The 17,598-nt window shown below is 71.5% G+C and carries 17 protein-coding genes and 1 pseudogene; 10 read left to right on the forward strand and 8 right to left on the reverse strand.

Features of this window, described 5'->3' with window-relative positions:
- The first annotated feature begins 57 nt into the window (after positions 1-57).
- The 5 genes and pseudogenes from F3L20_RS01935 to F3L20_RS01955 all read left to right on the forward strand — a co-directional run bounded on the left by F3L20_RS01935 (position 58) and on the right by F3L20_RS01955 (position 2,507).
- Positions 58-646: pseudogene (locus tag F3L20_RS01935) on the forward strand (hypothetical protein).
- Between the two features lie 26 nt (positions 647-672).
- On the forward strand, positions 673-855 hold the full coding sequence (locus F3L20_RS01940) for a hypothetical protein (RefSeq protein WP_150151527.1): 183 nt from the start codon (positions 673-675) through the stop codon (positions 853-855).
- 149 nt (positions 856-1,004) lie between these two features.
- Positions 1,005-1,415 (forward strand): BlaI/MecI/CopY family transcriptional regulator, encoded by a 411-nt coding sequence (locus tag F3L20_RS01945; RefSeq protein WP_261384054.1) that lies wholly within the window; start codon positions 1,005-1,007, stop codon positions 1,413-1,415.
- 9 nt (positions 1,416-1,424) lie between these two features.
- A complete protein-coding gene (locus tag F3L20_RS01950) occupies positions 1,425-1,958 on the forward strand; it encodes an amino-acid N-acetyltransferase (protein WP_145829316.1) in 534 nt (177 codons plus the stop codon).
- Positions 1,959-2,171: 213 nt separating this feature from the next.
- Positions 2,172-2,507 carry a histone-like nucleoid-structuring protein Lsr2 gene (locus F3L20_RS01955; protein WP_024885867.1) on the forward strand — a complete coding sequence of 112 codons (336 nt, stop codon included), beginning with the start codon at positions 2,172-2,174 and terminating at the stop codon, positions 2,505-2,507.
- On the opposite strand, the gene F3L20_RS01960 is transcribed toward F3L20_RS01955, so the two are convergent.
- Positions 2,486-3,160, reverse strand: coding sequence for an SCO3374 family protein (locus F3L20_RS01960; RefSeq protein ID WP_150157189.1), 675 nt, complete (start codon positions 3,158-3,160; stop codon positions 2,486-2,488). The two genes, F3L20_RS01955 and F3L20_RS01960, sit on opposite strands and share 22 nt — an antisense overlap.
- A gap of 431 nt (positions 3,161-3,591) precedes the next feature.
- On the opposite strand from F3L20_RS01960, the gene F3L20_RS01970 reads away from it, so the two are divergent.
- Positions 3,592-6,117: an ATP-dependent Clp protease ATP-binding subunit gene (locus F3L20_RS01970; protein ID WP_150151530.1), complete on the forward strand. Its 2,526-nt coding sequence runs from the start codon at positions 3,592-3,594 to the stop codon at positions 6,115-6,117.
- Between the two features lie 71 nt (positions 6,118-6,188).
- Here the strand turns inward: F3L20_RS01970 and F3L20_RS01975 are convergent, their stop codons facing one another.
- Positions 6,189-6,854 (reverse strand): HAD family acid phosphatase, encoded by a 666-nt coding sequence (locus tag F3L20_RS01975; RefSeq protein WP_150151533.1) that lies wholly within the window; start codon positions 6,852-6,854, stop codon positions 6,189-6,191.
- Positions 6,855-7,294: 440 nt separating this feature from the next.
- On the opposite strand from F3L20_RS01975, the gene F3L20_RS01980 reads away from it, so the two are divergent.
- Positions 7,295-8,032 carry a M23 family metallopeptidase gene (locus F3L20_RS01980; RefSeq protein ID WP_150151536.1) on the forward strand — a complete coding sequence of 246 codons (738 nt, stop codon included), beginning with the start codon at positions 7,295-7,297 and terminating at the stop codon, positions 8,030-8,032.
- A 201-nt stretch (positions 8,033-8,233) separates the two neighbouring features.
- On the opposite strand, the gene F3L20_RS01990 is transcribed toward F3L20_RS01980, so the two are convergent.
- On the reverse strand, positions 8,234-8,818 hold the full coding sequence (locus F3L20_RS01990; protein ID WP_150151539.1) for a TetR/AcrR family transcriptional regulator: 585 nt from the start codon (positions 8,816-8,818) through the stop codon (positions 8,234-8,236).
- A 151-nt stretch (positions 8,819-8,969) separates the two neighbouring features.
- Between F3L20_RS01990 and F3L20_RS01995 the strand changes: the two genes are divergently transcribed.
- Positions 8,970-10,544, forward strand: coding sequence for an MDR family MFS transporter (locus tag F3L20_RS01995; protein WP_150151542.1), 1,575 nt, complete (start codon positions 8,970-8,972; stop codon positions 10,542-10,544).
- Positions 10,545-10,588: 44 nt separating this feature from the next.
- Here F3L20_RS01995 and cseC read toward each other — a convergent pair whose 3' ends face one another.
- The 5 genes from cseC to F3L20_RS02020 all read right to left on the reverse strand — a co-directional run bounded on the left by cseC (position 10,589) and on the right by F3L20_RS02020 (position 15,211).
- On the reverse strand, positions 10,589-11,932 hold the full coding sequence (gene cseC, locus F3L20_RS02000) for a two-component system sensor histidine kinase CseC (RefSeq protein ID WP_150151545.1): 1,344 nt from the start codon (positions 11,930-11,932) through the stop codon (positions 10,589-10,591).
- An 8-nt stretch (positions 11,933-11,940) separates the two neighbouring features.
- A complete protein-coding gene (gene cseB, locus F3L20_RS02005; protein ID WP_150151548.1) occupies positions 11,941-12,639 on the reverse strand; it encodes a two-component system response regulator CseB in 699 nt (232 codons plus the stop codon).
- Positions 12,640-12,805: 166 nt separating this feature from the next.
- The gene (locus F3L20_RS02010; protein ID WP_150151551.1) at positions 12,806-13,465 is read right to left on the reverse strand and encodes a hypothetical protein; all 660 of its coding nucleotides are present in this window, start codon (positions 13,463-13,465) and stop codon (positions 12,806-12,808) included.
- Positions 13,453-13,992, reverse strand: a complete 540-nt coding sequence (locus F3L20_RS02015; protein ID WP_150151554.1) for a SigE family RNA polymerase sigma factor — start codon at positions 13,990-13,992, stop codon at positions 13,453-13,455. The genes F3L20_RS02010 and F3L20_RS02015 overlap by 13 nt, the downstream gene beginning before the upstream one ends.
- 283 nt (positions 13,993-14,275) lie before the next feature.
- Positions 14,276-15,211, reverse strand: a complete 936-nt coding sequence (locus F3L20_RS02020; RefSeq protein WP_150151557.1) for an A/G-specific adenine glycosylase — start codon at positions 15,209-15,211, stop codon at positions 14,276-14,278.
- 131 nt (positions 15,212-15,342) lie between these two features.
- On the opposite strand from F3L20_RS02020, the gene F3L20_RS02025 reads away from it, so the two are divergent.
- Both F3L20_RS02025 and F3L20_RS02030 read left to right on the forward strand, forming a co-directional pair.
- Positions 15,343-16,917 (forward strand): sensor histidine kinase, encoded by a 1,575-nt coding sequence (locus F3L20_RS02025; protein WP_150151559.1) that lies wholly within the window; start codon positions 15,343-15,345, stop codon positions 16,915-16,917.
- Positions 16,914-17,579 carry a response regulator transcription factor gene (locus tag F3L20_RS02030; protein WP_150151562.1) on the forward strand — a complete coding sequence of 222 codons (666 nt, stop codon included), beginning with the start codon at positions 16,914-16,916 and terminating at the stop codon, positions 17,577-17,579. Before F3L20_RS02025 ends, F3L20_RS02030 begins: the two co-directional genes overlap by 4 nt.
- The last annotated feature ends 19 nt before the right edge of the window (positions 17,580-17,598 follow it).

Below are 17,598 nucleotides of genomic sequence, written 5' to 3' on the forward strand. Positions count from 1 at the left end.
CGCGCCACACCTGCGGCTTTGATCCACATTTGTCTGATTAGCGCGTATCGTCGCAGCATGCCCACGCCCTACGGATCCCGCGGCGGCCTGGCGTTCGGGGCGGAGGAGCTGCGTGTGCTCCGCCGCGCCCTCGCCCTCGCCGTGCACCCCAGCCCCGCCACGGCCGACGACGTCCAGGACTGCCTCCGCCTCGCCGCGTCCCTCGACGAGGCGAGGCGGGAGAGCGCCGGTTGCGCGCCTTCCTCGTGGCCGATCTCGGCCGCTACCGCGCCGCCCTCCCGGCACCGCCGCCGGGTACCTCGCGCTCCTGGAGGAGGCACTGGGAGCCGGATACCGGCCGCACCCGGACGATCTGGCCGCCCTGCGCGCCTTGCGCGGCAACCCCACCGCCGCGGACCTGCTGCGGCACTGCGAGCGCGTCCGCCTGACCGCGCTGCCCGGAGGGCGCGCGGACTCCGGGCAGGAGCGCGAGCCCGCCGAGCGGCCCTCGAAGCCGCACCCGGCGCCGAACCCCAGCCCCGCGCCCACGCCGGCCCCCACCCCGGGCACGCCCAAGCCCACCCGCAGGCCCGTGCCCACGCCCGGCGAGGTCTTCCCGCGTCGCAAACCCGCCACGCCGCCGGACCAGCACCTGGCCGCGGGCTGAGCCGCCCGCCTGGCTACCCTGGACGCATGGACTACGTCTCCGCGCTCCTGCCCCCGGTCGTCATGGCCGTCTTCTTCATCGGCGTGATCCGCGTGATCGTGAAGACCCAGGGCGGCGCCAACAAGACCAAGGAGGACGCCGCCGTCGACGCGGCCCTCGCCCGGACGGAGACCGCCCCCGCGGCCGCCGCCCCCAAGACCGACGCCTGACCGGCCCGCCCGCCGGGCGCCGGACACCGATCGCAGTCGCACCACAGGGGCGTACGACGAACCGTCGTACGCCCCTTTTGTCAGTGTTTGCCGGTGATCATGCCCGTCCGGCACGCCCTTGGCGGGATCTCCCACTATTGTTCTGAGTTGTGCCTCGCCCCTTGGGAGAACTCGAAGACGCGGTCATGACGCGGGTGTGGAAGTGGAACCGCCCCGTGACCGTTCGGGAAGTCCTGGAAGATCTTCAGAAGGACCGGTCCATCGCGTACACCACGGTGATGACCGTTTTGGACAATCTCCATCAGAAGGGCTGGGTGCGCCGGGAGTCCGAAGGCCGTGCCTATCGATATGAGGCCGTCTCCACTCGCGCCGCCTACGCCGCCGCCCTGATGAACGAGGCGTGGTCGCGGAGCGACAACGCCGCCGCCGCTCTCGTGGCGTTCTTCGGCATGATGAGCGAGGAACAGCGCCAGGCTCTCACGGACGCCATGCGGATCGTCCAGCTCCCGCAAACCCCTGACGACAACCCCGGCTCTCCCGACGGTCCCGGCGGGCGATAGCGTCCGTCCATGTCAGCAGACAGCCCCGAAGTCACCGCAAATGCCCTCTCCGTCCGACGGGCCCGCACCAGCGATGTGCCGGCCGTGCGCGACCTGCTGGACGACTACGTCCGCGAGGGCATCCTGCTCGACAAAGCGACGGTGACGCTTTACGAGGACATCCAGGAGTTCTGGGTCGCGGAACGGGACGACAACGCGGAGGTCGTCGGCTGCGGCGCCCTGCACGTGATGTGGGAAGACCTCGCGGAAGTGCGCACTCTCGCCGTGAAGCCGGGTCTGAAGGGGGCCGGCGTCGGACACCGGCTGCTGGAGAAGTTGCTGCAGACCGCCCGCTGGCTCGGTGTTCGTCGCGTTTTCTGTCTGACCTTCGAAGTGGACTTCTTCGGCAAGCACGGCTTCGTGGAGATCGGTGAGACACCCGTCGACCGGGATGTGTACGCGGAGTTGCTCCGCTCCTATGACGAGGGTGTCGCGGAGTTCCTCGGTCTCGAACGCGTGAAACCGAACACCTTGGGCAACAGCCGGATGCTTCTGCATCTGTGATCTGCGCCGGGGCGCCCTATGCCGGTGCCCTATGTCCGAAACGCGCATGTTTCCGGGCCATGAGCGTGAGCCGGGCCTCTCCCGGGGGTTTGTGTTTTTACGTCAAAAGCGGTTTGCTTTCCGAGGTACTGCAGTACTGCATATAACAAGGGGCGGCGATACGGCGGACGCCGGCTCACCCCGGCCCTCAAGTTATCGATGAAAGGAAATCCGGTGGCACAGAAGGTTCAGGTCCTTCTTGTCGACGACCTCGACGGCGGCGAGGCGGACGAGACCGTGACGTTCGCGTTGGACGGCAAGACCTACGAGATCGATCTCACCACCGCCAACGCGGAGAAGCTCCGCGGCCTTCTCGAGCCTTACGTGAAGGGTGGCCGTCGCACCGGGGGCCGCGCTTCCGGCGGGCGTGGAAAGGCGCGTTCCTCCTCCGGCGGCAGCCAGGACACCGCGGCGATCCGCGCCTGGGCCAAGGAGAACGGTTACGAGGTCAACGACCGCGGCCGCGTTCCCCAGTCCATCCGCGAGGCCTACGAGAAGGCCAACGGCTGACCCTCCGCCCGCGCGGCGCCGCCCGCACCGGCCCGCCGCAGGCGGACCCGGTGGACCTGCGTCGCCACGGTGTTCACCAGCCGCACGAGGTTTGGGGGGCCGGCACCGTCCCCTCGCGAGCCCCTCGTGCCCATCGCCGACAGCGTCGGCAGCGAGGCCCCGGCCTCGCGCCCCGGTTCGGGGGGTCGCAGCCACACGGCGGCCCCCTGCGGACCGTCACCACCCCGGCCGCACCTCCCGGCGCTCCGGGCCTCGCCCGGCCCGGCCGCGGGCGCCCCGGGGACGGGGGCGTCCATGAAGCCGCCCTCGCCCACCGCCGCCAGGTCGAGGCCCGCCCCGCCCCACTCCAGCCACTCCAGCAGGCCCGGCAGCTCGCCCGCGCTTCCCGGGGCCACCAGGAGCCGCAGTCGGCCCGCCTGAAGGGCGACCGGAAAGCCCTGCCCGGCGGCGCCCAGACGCTCCAGTGCCACGCACCCCGCCTCCGCGGGCACGTCCAGGACGTCGAAGGCCACCCCCACCACCAGCCGCGGCGGGACACCTGGCACCGTCGGCCAGCCCAGTACGTTCTCGTACCAGAGGCGTGTCCTGTCGCCCTGAGCGGACGCGGCCGGCCCTCGCGGGGGCGGGACGGTGACGGTGCGGGTGGCGGCCATGCCCGGCGCAACGGCCGACACCCCGTCGGGTTACGCTGGGTGCGCGGAAGTGTGCGGACGGTATCGAACAAGGGGGCGCGCGGGGGTGCGGCGGGGAGCAAGGTTGTTCGCCCGTAGCGGAGGGAACCCGTGCACTCGGCATGGACGGTCCGTAGCAGCGGGTAAGACATCCCTAGTGGGAGGGGGCGACACGCAGGGCGGGACGGCTCCCGTTCGCCACGGGCGTACTGGCGAAGGGGGTAACTGCCTGGCCTGCGGGAACATCGTCTCGCACCATCGGGTTGGAGCAGATGTCGGCGTGAGCGGGGTCAGGAGGCCATCGACGGTGTCGGCAGTTGGAATGAGCGGTCCCCGCTTGCGGGACTAAGCTGCGGAAGGACAGGGAGGGGAAGTTCCCCCCACTGCCTGACCGCTCTGAGGAGCGATTAACGATGTTCGAGAGGTTCACCGACCGCGCGCGGCGGGTTGTCGTCCTGGCTCAGGAAGAAGCCCGGATGCTCAACCACAACTACATCGGCACCGAGCACATCCTCCTGGGCCTGATCCACGAGGGTGAGGGTGTCGCCGCCAAGGCCCTTGAGAGCCTCGGGATTTCGCTCGAGGCGGTCCGCCAGCAGGTGGAGGAGATCATCGGGCAGGGCCAGCAGGCCCCGTCGGGTCACATCCCCTTCACCCCCCGTGCCAAGAAGGTCCTGGAGCTGTCGCTCCGCGAGGCCCTTCAGCTGGGCCACAACTACATCGGCACGGAGCACATCCTGCTCGGCCTGATCCGTGAGGGCGAGGGCGTCGCCGCCCAGGTCCTGGTCAAGCTGGGCGCCGATCTGAACCGGGTGCGGCAGCAGGTCATCCAGCTGCTCTCCGGTTACCAGGGCAAGGAGACCGCCACCGCCGGCGGTCCTGCGGAGGGCACGCCTTCCACGTCCCTGGTCCTCGACCAGTTCGGCCGGAACCTCACCCAGGCCGCTCGTGAGTCCAAGCTCGACCCGGTCATCGGGCGCGAGAAGGAGATCGAGCGGGTCATGCAGGTGCTGTCCCGCCGTACCAAGAACAACCCGGTGCTGATCGGTGAGCCCGGCGTCGGCAAGACCGCCGTCGTCGAGGGCCTCGCCCAGGCCATCGTCAAGGGCGAGGTGCCCGAGACCCTCAAGGACAAGCACCTCTACACCCTGGACCTCGGTGCCCTGGTGGCCGGATCCCGCTACCGCGGTGACTTCGAGGAGCGCCTGAAGAAGGTACTCAAGGAGATCCGCACCCGCGGTGACATCATCCTGTTCATCGACGAGCTGCACACGCTGGTCGGTGCGGGTGCCGCCGAGGGCGCCATCGACGCGGCGAGCATCCTCAAGCCGATGCTGGCCCGCGGAGAGCTCCAGACCATCGGTGCGACCACGCTGGACGAGTACCGCAAGCACCTGGAGAAGGACGCGGCCCTCGAGCGCCGCTTCCAGCCCATCCAGGTCGCCGAGCCGTCCCTGCCGCACACGATCGAGATCCTCAAGGGTCTGCGCGACCGCTACGAGGCGCACCACCGCGTCTCCATCACGGACGAGGCCCTGGTCCAGGCCGCCACCCTGGCCGACCGCTACATCTCGGACCGCTTCCTGCCGGACAAGGCGATCGACCTGATCGACGAGGCCGGTTCCCGGATGCGCATCCGCCGGATGACCGCGCCGCCGGACCTGCGCGAGTTCGACGAGAAGATCGCCGGTGTCCGCCGGGACAAGGAGTCCGCGATCGACTCGCAGGACTTCGAGAAGGCCGCCTCGCTGCGCGACAAGGAGAAGCAGCTCCTTGCCGCCAAGGCGAAGCGGGAGAAGGAGTGGAAGGCCGGCGACATGGACGTCGTCGCCGAGGTCGACGGCGACCTGATCGCCGAGGTCCTCGCGACCGCCACCGGCATCCCGGTCTTCAAGCTGACCGAGGAGGAGTCCAGCCGCCTGCTCCGCATGGAGGAGGAGCTGCACAAGCGGGTCATCGGCCAGGACGACGCCGTCAAGGCGCTGTCCAAGGCGATCCGCCGTACCCGCGCCGGTCTGAAGGACCCGAAGCGTCCGGGTGGCTCGTTCATCTTCGCCGGTCCGTCCGGTGTCGGTAAGACGGAGCTGTCCAAGGCGCTCGCGGAGTTCCTCTTCGGCGACGAGGACGCGCTGATCTCCCTCGACATGTCGGAGTTCAGCGAGAAGCACACGGTCTCGCGTCTCTTCGGTTCGCCCCCCGGTTACGTGGGCTACGAGGAGGGCGGCCAGCTGACGGAGAAGGTACGCCGCAAGCCGTTCTCGGTCGTCCTCTTCGACGAGGTCGAGAAGGCCCACCCGGACATCTTCAACTCGCTGCTGCAGATCCTGGAGGACGGTCGTCTGACCGACTCCCAGGGCCGGGTCGTGGACTTCAAGAACACGGTCATCATCATGACGACCAACCTCGGCACCCGGGACATCTCCAAGGGCTTCAACCTGGGCTTCGCCGCCGCGGGTGACACGAAGACCAACTACGAGCGCATGAAGAACAAGGTCTCGGACGAGCTCAAGCAGCACTTCCGCCCCGAGTTCCTCAACCGCGTCGACGACGTGGTGGTCTTCCCGCAGCTGACCCAGGGCGACATCCTGCGGATCGTCGACCTGATGATCGACAAGGTGGACGAGCGCCTGAAGGACCGGGACATGGGCATCGAGCTCTCCCAGTCCGCCAAGGAGCTGCTGTCCAGGAAGGGCTACGACCCCGTGCTGGGCGCCCGGCCGCTGCGCCGGACCATCCAGCGGGAGATCGAGGACTCGCTGTCGGAGAAGATCCTCTTCGGCGAGCTGCGTCCGGGGCACATCGTCGTCGTGGACACCGAGGGCGAGGGCGAGAGCCAGACCTTCACCTTCCGCGGCGAGGAGAAGTCGGCCCTGCCCGACGTCCCGCCGATCGAGCAGGCGGCCGGCGGCGCCGGCCCGAACCTGAGCAAGGACGCGTAGGCGTCCCGCTTCACGGCCAGTGAGAGGGGCCGGCACCCGGAAGGGTGCCGGCCCCTCTGCTGTGTCCGGGGTCAGGACAGCTGGCCGTCGTAGTCCGGGAGCTTGAAGGCGCGCTCGGCATGGCCGCCCGAGAGGTCGGTGGCGCTGTTGCCGATGTTGGCGATGATCGTGTAGCCCTTGCGCTCGATGGCGACGCGCTGGGCCGTCTTGTAGTCGGCGACGTTCCTGAACAGGTCCAGGAAGCCGCGGACGTACAGGCCGGAGGACTCGTAGCCGGCGTGGTCGAGGTTCCACTCGGTGGGCGCGTGGATGATGCCGGGCCGGGCGGTGACGAAGAACAGGTCGACCCCGCGCTCCTCGGCGTACCGGGCGACCTCCAGGACCGGCTCGTTGGCGGGCTGGGGGAAGCTGAAGCCGAAGTCGGTCTCCAGGGCGGTGTTGTCGATGTCGAGGACGATGGCCTGCTTCTCGTCCGGCCGGGCGTCGGCGATCCGCTGCTTCACATAGGGCAGCGCCTGGTCCATGACCGCCTGGCAGTCGCGCTGCCAGGTGTCGTAGCCGACGTCCGCCGCGAGGGCGGCGGGAGCGGCCGGGGCGGCGGCCGGCGGGACGGCGGTGGCCGTCGCGGGCGTCGCGGTGGCGGGTGCGGCCTCGGCCGGTGCGGCGAGGGCCACCAGGGCGGTCGCGGAGACGGCGGTCACCGATACGCGGCGCAACCAGGGGCGTCGGCTTCTCATGTCGTGGGGGTCCTCTCACGTCCGTGACGCTGCCAACATGTCGTGTGCATGCTCGTGTGCGAGGGTGACGCGAGGTGAACCGTAGGGTTACCGCACGGTAGGTGCCTAGAGGCCTGCGCCACATTTCTGCGGCACCGCATTCGGGCGGCCGGTGACATGGGGCACAGGAGCTACGTCACGTACGGCCCGGAATAGTAGGTAGACACCGAAACTACATCGGACATTCGTGGCGAAAACGTGGGCGAACGGCTTGAAATGGGGGATTCGCCCCCTGAGTGGCTTACGTCACGGGGTGTGCATTTCAGTCGGTATCTACGACTTTCGATCGTAGGTCACACCTTTGCGCCGTTATGGGCGAAAGGGTTACCACTGAATGGCCACCACGTCGCGGGCTTCGCGAGCAGGTGGCTCTCCTCTGTCCCCTCCCCCACGAGGTTTTGATGTTCGAGCGCGTCACGTCCCGTTTCCCCCGTACGTCCGCCACCCGTACCCGTGCGGCCGTCCTGGCCGCCGGCCTGGGCACCTCGGTCGTCCTGGGAGCCGGGGTCGCGGCCGCCGTCGACACCACGGCCGCCTCCGGCGCGGCCGGCGCCGTGCAGGCGCAGGCGGCCGCCCAGTCCAAGGCCGCGGAGGTCCAGGCGAAGGCCGTCCAGGCGCAGGCCGCCAAGGCCCAGAAGGCCGCCGAGGCGAAGAAGGCCGCCGCCGCGAAGGCCGCCCAGGCGAAGAAGGCCGCCAAGGCCGCCGCCAAGAAGAAGGCCGCGTCCTGGATCGACCCGGTCAAGAGCTACAAGCTGTCGGCGAGCTTCGCGCAGAACGGCGGCATGTGGGCCCACAAGCACTCCGGCCAGGACTACGCCGTCCCGACCGGCACCCCGGTGATGGCCGCCCACGGCGGCACCGTCGTCAAGGCCGGCGGCAACGGCGCCGGTGACGGCCCCGCGTACGGCAACGCCATCGTGATCAAGCACGGCAGCAAGACGTACTCCCAGTACGCCCACCTGTCGTCCGTGCACGTGAAGGTCGGCCAGGTCGTCAAGACCGGCCAGAAGATCGCCCTGTCCGGCAACACCGGCAACTCCAGCGGTCCCCACCTGCACTTCGAGATCCGCACCACCCCGAACTACGGCTCCGCCGTCAACCCCGTGACCTTCCTGCGCGGCCACGGCGTGACGGTCTGACCCGCGGGAAGCGGGCAGGTGTCCCCCTAGGGCCTGTCTGGCAATGTCCGTCTGCTGCGCGACGTCATGCACGCACTCTCGCCGCACCGGCCCCAGGCCCAAGTACAGCCAGTACGAGGGCCTGGGGCCGGCACGCCGAGAGCACGCACCTGACGCCGCGCCCCCGCCCTCCGGGCGACGACGGACATTGCCAGACAGGCCTTAGGCCCCCGCGGAACCGCGGTGGGCCTGGGTGATCAGATCGACGGCGACCTCGAGGACGGCCTTGCGCTTCTCCTCGGGGTCGCTTTCGGTGTCCTGGAGGATGTGCATCCCCGCGTGCAGGGTGAGCAGGGCGCTGACGCAGCGCACCTGGTCGACCAGGTCGGCGTCCGGATCGGTGAGGATGTCCCGCAGTCCGAACATCCGGGTCTTGAACAGCTCGCCGATGCGCAGCTCGCGGATGGTCGCCTGGTTCTCCTGCATGAAGCGGAAGAGCGGGGCCGCCGCCGCGAGTGCCTCGCTGTAGCGGCGCAGGATCTCCTGCTTGGTCTCCAGCGAGTGCGGCTGCTCCCGCCCCCAGGCGATCAGGTCCTCCAGCGGCCGGGAGAGGTCCTCGAAGATGCTGACGAGGATCTCTTCCTTGGTCTTGAAGTGGTAGTAGAGCGCCGCCTTGGTGACGTCCAGCTGCTCGGCGATCTCGCGCAACGAGGTCTTCTCGTAGCCCTGCTCGGCGAAGAGTCCGAGGGCCACGTCCTGGATGCGCTGGCGGGTGTTCCCGCGGCGCCGCTGTCTGGTGCCGTCCATGGTGACGCCCATCCTCCTACTCGGACCCTCTTGACGAAAACTTACTTGACGCCCGGCTAGTTACGCGACTAGCTTCCCAGTGTAGTGAACTAGCCGGTCGGCAAGTAAGTAGAAGTGGGCCACACACCGTGTGGCCGGGGGAGTGGGATCGATGACGGACACGGTGGCGGCGGAGGCCGCACGGACGGACGACGGCAAACAGCCGAGAAGCGTGCGGGTGGTGCTGCTCGCGCTCATGATCGCGATGATGCTCGCGATGCTGGACAACATGATCATCGGCACCGCGATGCCGACCATCGTGGGCGAGCTGGGCGGTCTGGAGCACCTGTCCTGGGTGGTCACCGCCTACACGCTGGCGACCGCGGCCTCCACCCCGGTGTGGGGCAAGCTCGGGGACATGTACGGGCGCAAGGGCTCGTTCCTGACCTCCATCGTGATCTTCCTGGTCGGCTCCGCGCTCAGCGGCATGGCGCAGAACATGGGCGAGCTGATCGGCTTCCGCGCGGTGCAGGGCCTGGGCGCCGGCGGTCTGATGGTCGGCGTCATGGCGATCATCGGCGATCTCATCCCGCCCCGGGAGCGGGGCAAGTACCAGGGGATGATGGCCGCCGTGATGGCCCTGGCGATGATCGGCGGGCCGCTGGTCGGCGGCACCATCACCGACAACTGGGGCTGGCGCTGGGCCTTCTACATCAACCTGCCGCTCGGCGCGATCGCGCTGGCCGCCGTGGGCGCCGTGCTGCACCTGCCGAAGAAGCGGTCCGAGGCGGGCATCGACTACCCCGGGGTCGCGCTGCTGACCGTCGGCATCACCGCGATCGTCCTGGTCACCACCTGGGGCGGGACGGAGTACGCCTGGACCTCCGCGCGGATCATGGAGCTGATCGGCCTCGGGGTCGCGTCCCTGGTCGGCTTCGTGTTCTGGCAGACCCGGGCCGCCGAGCCGGTGGTGCCGCTGCACATCTTCCGCAGCCGTAACTTCACGCTGATGTCCGTCATCGGCTTCATCGTCGGCTTCGTGATGTTCGGCGCGACGCTCTTCCTGCCGCTGTACCAGCAGTCGGTGCAGGGCGCCTCGGCCACCAACTCCGGCCTGCTGCTCCTGCCGATGCTCGGCGCGATGCTCGTCACCTCGATGGTCGCGGGCCGGGTGACCACCAGCACCGGCCGCTACAAGGTCTTCCCCGTGGTGGGCAGCGCGTTGCTGGTCGTCGGCCTGTTCCTGCTGTCCACCATGGACACCGGGACCTCCCGCCTCACCTCCGGCGTCTACATGGCCGTGGTCGGGCTCGGCATGGGCTGCCTGATGCAGATCACCATGCTGGTCGCACAGAACAGCGTGGAGCCGCGGGACATGGGGGTGGCGTCCTCGTCGACCACCCTGTTCCGCACGCTCGGTTCGTCCTTCGGCGTCGCGGTCATGGGCGCGCTGTTCAACCACCGGGTCCAGGACGTCATGGCCGAGAAGGCCGGCGCGCTGGGCTCCAAGGTGACCGAGCAGTCCGCCCAGCTGGACGCGGCGAGCCTGGCGAAGCTGCCGGAGGCGGCGCGTGAGGCGTACCAGCACGCCGTGTCCTCGGGTACGCACGGGGCGTTCCTGCTCGGCTCGGTGATCGCGGTGCTGTCGCTGGCGGCGGCGGTGTTCGTCAAGGAGGTCCCGCTGAAGGGCGCGGGCCCGCAGCGGGAGGAAACCCCGACGGCGGCGCCGGCCTCCGAGGCGGTCTGAGCAGAGAAGCGGCTTCCGGGGTGCCACGCGCCCCGGAAGCGTGCTCACTGCCCCAGTACCGGATAGCTGCCCGTGTTCGTCGGGGCGTGTTCCGGGAGCCAGAGGACGGCGACGGCGCCCTCGGGCGGCGTGCCGTCAGGGGCACCCGCCGGGCGTACGTTGCGGAAGGTCAGCCGGGCGCCCAGGACCCGGGCCTGGCCGGCCGCGATGGTCAGGCCCAGGCCGTGGCCCCGGCCCGCCCGGTCCGCGCTGCCGGTGCGGAACCGGCTCGGCCCCTCGGCGAGCAGGTCCTCCGGGAAGCCGGGCCCGTGGTCGCGGACCCGGACGACCCGGCCCTCCACGGTGACCTCGATGGGCGGCGCCCCGTGCCGTGCGGCGTTGGCCAGCAGGTTGAACAGCACCCGCTCCAGCCGCCGGGGATCGGTGGTGACCTCGGACTCGTGCACCACGCGCACGGTGGCGTCCGGGTCCTTCGCCGCGACCCGCCGGGCGACGAACTCGCCGAGCAGGATGTCCTGCAGCTCGGCCCGTTCGGAGGCGCTGTCGAGCCGGGCGACCTCCAGGACGTCCTCGACGAGGGTGCGCATCGCCTTGGCACGGTCCTGCACCAGCTCCGTGGGCCGGCCCGGCGGCAGCAGTTCCGCCGCGGTGAGCAGGCCGGTCACCGGGGTGCGCAGCTCGTGGGCGATGTCGGCGGTCACCCGGCGTTCCGCCTCCAGCCGCTGGCGCAGCGCGTCCGCCATCGCGTCCACCGCGCTGGCGAGGTCGTCGGTCTCGTCCCGCACCACCCCGCCGATGGCGTCCCGCACCCGGACGTCCGTCTCGCCCCCCGCGACCCGGTTGGCGGCGGTGGCCGCCTTGCGCAGCCGCCGCGACAGATGCCCGCCGATGAGGACGCCGAGCGCGCAGCCGCCCAGGACGGTGGCGAGGGAGCCGATCCACAGGGCCTGGTCGAGGTCCTTGAGGATGTCCGAGCTGCGGTCGGTGAAGCCGGAGTGCAGCGACATCACGTGCCCGTTCTTCAGCGGCACCGCCGCCCAGATGTCCGGCGCCCCGCCCCGGTCGGCCACGTAGGTCGCCCGGCGGCCCTCGTCGACCTTGGTCCGCAGCTCCCGGGGCAGCTGGGGGTCGTCGATCTTGGTATTGGGGAAGTTCAGCCGTCCGGACAGCTCGTAGTTGCGCTGCGCGACCATGATGCGCTCGTCGGCCAGGTCGCGCGCGTTGTCCAGCATCGACACCCGGGCCGCGTTGTGCACCACCAGGCTCAGCGCGATCGCCACCAGTGCCCCGACCAGCGCGATCGCCGCGCTGAGCTTCCACCTCAGGCCGGCGCCGATGCCCGCCCGCCGGACAAGCGTCGTCACCAGGCGCCGGACATACCCACGCATCCGTTCGCTCAGGCCTTCAACTTGTAGCCGAAGCCGCGGACCGTCTCGATGCGGTCCTGGCCGATCTTCGCCCGCAGGCGCTGCACATGGACGTCGACGACCCGGGTGTCCCCGCCCCAGCCGTACTCCCAGACCCGTTCCAGCAGCTTGTCGCGGGAGAGCACGGTGCCCGGCGCCGCGGAGAACTCCAGCAGCAGCCGCATCTCGGTCGGGGTCAGCGCCACCGGCTCGCCCGCCTTGCGCACCTCCATACCCTCGGTGTCGACCACCAGTTCGCCGAACGCCAGGACGGCGCCGACGTCCTCTGCGTCCCGCCCCTGTCCGGCCCCGCCCGCCCGCTCGAAGCGGCGCAGCACCGCGCGGATCCGGGCGACCAGGACGGCGGCGTCGAACGGCTTGGTCACGTAGTCGTCGGCACCCGCCTCCAGGCCCAGCACCACGTCGATGGCGTCGGCGCGGGCCGACAGCATGATCACCGGCACCATCGACTCGTCCCGGATCCGCCGGCACAGGCTGACCCCGTCCAGCCCGGGCACCATGACGTCGAGGAGCGCGATGTCCGGCCGGTCGGCGCGGAACGCCTCCAGGCCCGACAGCCCGTCGGGCATCGCGGTGACCGCGAAGCCGTCCCGCTCCAGGGTGAGCTGGGTGGCCTCGCGAATGACGTCGTCGTCCTCGACGAACAGGACGTGGGTCTGGTCTGCCATCCCGCTGCTCTCAGTTCTCGTGTGGTCCCGGGCCGGGCGGGCCCCCGTCCCCGCCCGGTCACGGCGCTTGCTCGACGCCCACCTCACGGGACGCACCGGCCGCACGACGGGTTCATCCCTTCATCGTCCGGCGGCACGCTGCCGGTTCCCGCGTGTGAGCCAGGTCTCAGCTGTCGGGTGCCGGTGTCGGCGCGGGGCCGGCCACCGGGCCGTACTCGTTGTGGGTGCGGTACTTCTCGACGAACCGGCCCGAGACCCAGCGGTACGTGATCACGATCTCGACGGACGGGTTCGACACCTGGTCGCCGCGGTCGTAGACCTGCTTGCTCACCACCAGGTCGCCGCGGTCGATCTCCGCGTAGACCGGCGGCTCCTCCGCGCTGAACACATTGACGTACGCGTCGCCCTGGTGCCGGTACACGTACGTCCCGATACCGACCGCGTCTCCGCAGGTCAGCACGTTGACGACGACGTCGTCCAGGGCCTCGCCGGTGAGGTTGCCGTAGCTGACGTCCACCGGGTACTCGTCGGCGACGCAGGGCTTGAGCTCCCGCTTCACCTCGTCGGAGACCGCCGGGTCCCGCTTGATCAGCCGTACGGCGTCGATCCGGTCGGGGGTCGGCGAGGGCGCCGTCGCGGGTGCCTTGGAGGCGGCGGGGCTGGTCGGCCCGTCCACGCGGGCCGGGCCCTCGTCCCGCGCGCCGGTGCCGCTCGCACCGCACCCGCTGAGGAACAGCACGCCGACGGCGAGCACGGCCGTCGCCGTACTCGCCGTCCTGGCGGTGGAACGGGTCCGTGCGGACCCGGCGCCGGTCACGCCGCGCAACGCTCCCGCTCCTCACGCTCCAGCTCGCGTGCGTCCAGGTCGCGGGACTCCAGCTCCTCGCGGAGCCGGGCCAGCGCCCGGTGCAGCGTGCTCTTGACCGTTCCGGCCGACATGCCGAGTGCGGCGGCCGTCTCCTCGGTGGACATCTGCTCCCAGTGTCGCAGCACCACGACGCTGCGCTGTTTCGGGGCGAGGACCTTCAGCACGTCCATCAGCAGGGCGCGGTCGGCGTACTGCTCGGTGGCGTCGTCCACGCAGGGCTCGGGGAGCTGCTCGGTGGGCACCTCCTCCAGCTTGCGCGCCCGCCACCACTCCGTCCGCGTGTTGATCATGACCCGGCGCAGATAGGCGTCGGCCAGCCGCTTGTCCACGATGGTCTCCCAGCGGCCGTACGTACGCACCAGGGCCGTCTGCAGCAGGTCCTGCGCGTCGACGGGGTCCGGGACCAGGCGCCGGGCGCTGCGCAGCAGCGCGTCCTGCCGGGTGCGGACGTACTCCTCGAACTCGAGCACCTCGCCCTGCGCCATGGTGTACCGCCTTCCGCTCCCCGTTCCGGCAGGCCCGCTCGGGCCGGCCGTACCGCCTGTGATCCGTCTCGTCGTGCCCTTGTCGAGCACGTGATCGAAGGTACGGAGGCGTTGTCACGGCACTGTGCGGAGCACCCTGCGGGCAGCCCTCGGCTGTCCGTCGGTTGTGTAACGGAGGGACGAACGGGACGAAGCGACGGACCGTTCGATGCGGGTATGCGGCGGTATCACCCGTCACGCGGGGTGTGACGGGTGCGGACCGTGTGACGGGAAGCGGCTCGGGTCAGCTCAGCGGCAACCGGTACAGACCGCCGGGCATCGGCTCGACCAGACCGTCGGAGACCAGACCGTCCAGCGCGCGGGCGCGCTGCACCGGTTCGTGCCACACCCGGTCGAGCGCCGTCTGCGGCACCGGCCCGTGCGCCTCCCGCAGCACGGCCAGCAGCCGGCCACGGACCTGGCGGTCGGTGCCCGCGTACGTCTGGCCGCGGCGCGGCGGACCGTCGTGCGCGGGCTTGCCCGCCAGCCGCCAGGCGCACTGTGCGGCGATCGGGCAGCTGTGGCACGCCTCGTTCTTCGCCGTGCACACCAGCGCGCCGAGTTCCATGGAGGCGGCGGCCCAGCGGGCGGCCGTCTCCGCGTCCTCGGGCAGCAGCGCGCGGGCGAGCCGGCGCTCGGCGGCCGTGGTGGCGTTCGGCGGGTACTGCGTGCCGGTGACCGCGCGGGCGAACACCCGGCGGACGTTGGTGTCCAGCACCGCGTGCCGCTGCCCGTACGCGAACGACGCCACGGCCGCGGCCGTGTACTCGCCGATGCCGGGCAGCGCCAGCAGCTGGGCGTGGTCCGCCGGTACGTCGCCGCCGTGCCGTTCCGTTATGGCCACGGCGGCTCCGTGCAGCCGCAGCGCGCGGCGCGGGTAGCCGAGCCGGCCCCAGGCGCGGACGGCCTCGCCGGGCGCCTCGGCGGCGAGGTCGGCGGGGCGCGGCCACCGGGCCATCCACTGCTCGTAGACGGGCAGCACCCGGTTCACCGGGGTCTGCTGCAGCATGAACTCACTGACCATCACCCCCCAGGCGCCGGCCTCCGGGCGTCGCCACGGAAGGTCCCGGGCGTGCTCGTCGAACCAGTCGATGACGGGGGAGTGCAGCGGCTCACCGGGAGCATGCTCGGACGCGGAATCGGCGGCGGTGCCGTACGGGGGCTTCGTGGGAGCAGTCATGACCTGTCCGATCCTGCCACGCCGGGCCCCGTCGACGGCCGAGCGCCACGGGGAAGGACCTCCCGGAAGGTGACACGGGACCTGACGATCGGCAGGGGCGGCGCCCGGCGTCCGCTTGTAGCGTCGGGCGCATGGACCGTGCCCGCACCGTCGTCGTCGCCGGCCGCTGTCTGCTCTGGGCGGCGCTCGCGCTGCCCGCGTTCGGTGCCGGCCGGCTCGGACTGAACGAGCCGCGTCCCCTCGGACAGCAGCTGGCCGGGGCGGGAGTGCTCGCCGTCGCCACCGCACTGGCCGGGCGCCGCCCGCTCACCGCCTTCGCCCTCACGGCCGCCCTGTGCCTCGCCGCCGCCCCCGCCCTGTTCAGCCTCTCCTACGGCCCCGCGCTCGCCGTGTTCGCCCTGCTGCTCGGGCTGCGGGAGGGCCGCACCGGCCCCGCCGCCCTCTGTTTCCTCGCCGTCGGTGGCGCCGGGACCGTGAGGATCGCACTCGGCGGTGCCGATCCGGTCCCGGAGTGGCTGGTCATGACCGGCACCCTGCTTTTCGCCTGCGTCCTGCCCTGGCTCGGCGGCCGCTACTGGCGGCAGAGCCGTGAGCTCACCGCCGCGGGCTGGCTGCGGGCGGCCCGGCTGGAGGAGGAGCAGCGCCTCGCCGAGGAGCGCGCGCGGCTGCGCGAGCGGGCCAGGATCGCCCAGGACATGCACGACTCCCTCGGGCACGAGCTGAGCCTGCTCGCGCTGCGGGCGGGCGTGCTCCAGGTGGCGCCCGACCTGCCGGAGCGGCACCGGGCCGCGGCGGCCGACCTGCGTGCGGCGGCCGCGGACGCCACGGACCGGCTGCACCGCGTCATCGGCGTGCTGCGGGAGGAGGACGACGCACCGCTCCCGCTCGCCCCGGCCGGGGAGACCGTCGAGCAACTCGTAGCCCGCGCCGCCGACTCCGGGCTGCCGGTCCGCTGGGGGACCGGCGCTCGGACCGGGACCGTGGCACCGGGCGGGGTCGCCGAACGGCTGCTGCACCGGGTCGCCCGTGAGGCGCTCACCAACGCGGCACGGCACGCCCCCGGCGCACCGGTCGTCGTGGAGGTCACCGGCGACGCCACCTCGGGAGTGACCGTCACCGTCACCAACCGGCGCGCGGCGGACGGGAGTCGTCCGGCGTGCTCCGGGGGCGGCAGCGGGCTGCGGGCACTGCGTGCCGCCGTCACCGCCGTCGGCGGGACCTTCGAGGCGGGGCCGCACGGTGAGGGGTACCGGGTCAGTGCCCACGTCCCCGCCCTCATCCCGGCGGCCGTCGTCCCGGCGCCTCCGCCTTCCGCCCCCTACACCCGCGCCCGCCGCCGGGTCGTCACCGCGCTCGGCGTCGCGGCGGGCACGGGGGCCGTCCTGGTCGCGGCGTCGGTCGGCTGGTACGCGTACACCGAGACGCACGCGGTGCTGGAACCCGCGGCCTACGCCGGACTTCGCCCGGGCGCGCTCCTCGCCGACCTCGACCTGCCCGACCGGCACGTCCAGGACCCGCCGACGGACCGCGCCCCGGCTCCGCCCGACCGCACGGACTGCCGCTACTACCGCGCGAGCGGCGAACTGTTCGTCTCCGTCGACCACTACCGCCTCTGCTTCGACGACCGGGGGCGCCTGGCCGCCAAGGACGTCGTACCGCGCGTGGGCGGACAACAGAAGTCACGGCGTGAGGAGTTCGTACGGTGATCCGCGTCCTGCTGGCCGACGACGAGGCGATGGTGCGGGCCGGGGTGCGCGCCATCCTGGACAGCGGCGGGGAGGCGGAGGTCGTCGCCGAGGCCGGCGACGGGCACCAGGCCGTCGAACTCGCCCGCGCGCACCGTCCGGACGTGGCGCTGCTCGACGTCCGCATGCCCCGCCTGGACGGGCTTTCGGCGGCCGAGGAGATCGTCCGCACCGTGCCGGGCACGGCCGTCGCCGTCCTGACGACGTTCTCCGAACGGGCCTACGTGGCCCGGGCGTTGGCCGGCGGCGCCACCGGCTTCCTGCTCAAGACCGGCGACCCCTACGAACTCCTCGCCGGTGTAAGGGCGGTGGCGGGCGGCGCGGCCTTCCTGTCGCCCAAGGTGGCCCGGTACGTCATCGAGGGCCTCGGCGGCACCGACGGTGGCGGGCGGCTGGCCCGCGAGGCCGACGCACGGGCCCGCGCGGCACTGCTCAGCCCGCGCGAGCGCGAGGTGCTCGCCCTGGTCGGGGCGGGGCTGTCCAACCCGGAGATCGCCGCCCGGCTGCACCTCGTCGAGGGCACGGTGAAGGCGTACGTCAGCGCGGTCCTGGACCGGCTCGGCGTGCGCAATCGCGTACAGGCGGCGATCGTCGCGTACGAGGCGGGCCTGGTGGGGAGTTGAGCCCGTCCATGGGCGCCGC

Origin of the sequence: Streptomyces tendae (genome assembly GCF_008632955.1) — a bacterium.
Classification (GTDB): domain Bacteria; phylum Actinomycetota; class Actinomycetes; order Streptomycetales; family Streptomycetaceae; genus Streptomyces.

What these genes read in the sequence shown, in the direction of transcription:
- F3L20_RS01940 (WP_150151527.1), top strand. Translation starts at nt 673, where the DNA reads ATGGACTACGTCTCCGCGCTCCTGCCCCCGGTCGTCATGGCCGTCTTC.
- F3L20_RS01950 (WP_145829316.1), top strand. Translation starts at nt 1,425, where the DNA reads ATGTCAGCAGACAGCCCCGAAGTCACCGCAAATGCCCTCTCCGTCCGA.
- F3L20_RS01960 (WP_150157189.1), bottom strand. Translation starts at nt 3,160, where the DNA reads ATGGCCGCCACCCGCACCGTCACCGTCCCGCCCCCGCGAGGGCCGGCC.
- F3L20_RS01970 (WP_150151530.1), top strand. Translation starts at nt 3,592, where the DNA reads ATGTTCGAGAGGTTCACCGACCGCGCGCGGCGGGTTGTCGTCCTGGCT.
- F3L20_RS01975 (WP_150151533.1), bottom strand. Translation starts at nt 6,854, where the DNA reads ATGAGAAGCCGACGCCCCTGGTTGCGCCGCGTATCGGTGACCGCCGTC.
- F3L20_RS01980 (WP_150151536.1), top strand. Translation starts at nt 7,295, where the DNA reads ATGTTCGAGCGCGTCACGTCCCGTTTCCCCCGTACGTCCGCCACCCGT.
- F3L20_RS01990 (WP_150151539.1), bottom strand. Translation starts at nt 8,818, where the DNA reads ATGGACGGCACCAGACAGCGGCGCCGCGGGAACACCCGCCAGCGCATC.
- F3L20_RS01995 (WP_150151542.1), top strand. Translation starts at nt 8,970, where the DNA reads ATGACGGACACGGTGGCGGCGGAGGCCGCACGGACGGACGACGGCAAA.
- cseC (WP_150151545.1), bottom strand. Translation starts at nt 11,932, where the DNA reads ATGCGTGGGTATGTCCGGCGCCTGGTGACGACGCTTGTCCGGCGGGCG.
- cseB (WP_150151548.1), bottom strand. Translation starts at nt 12,639, where the DNA reads ATGGCAGACCAGACCCACGTCCTGTTCGTCGAGGACGACGACGTCATT.
- F3L20_RS02015 (WP_150151554.1), bottom strand. Translation starts at nt 13,992, where the DNA reads ATGGCGCAGGGCGAGGTGCTCGAGTTCGAGGAGTACGTCCGCACCCGG.
- F3L20_RS02020 (WP_150151557.1), bottom strand. Translation starts at nt 15,211, where the DNA reads ATGACTGCTCCCACGAAGCCCCCGTACGGCACCGCCGCCGATTCCGCG.
- F3L20_RS02025 (WP_150151559.1), top strand. Translation starts at nt 15,343, where the DNA reads ATGGACCGTGCCCGCACCGTCGTCGTCGCCGGCCGCTGTCTGCTCTGG.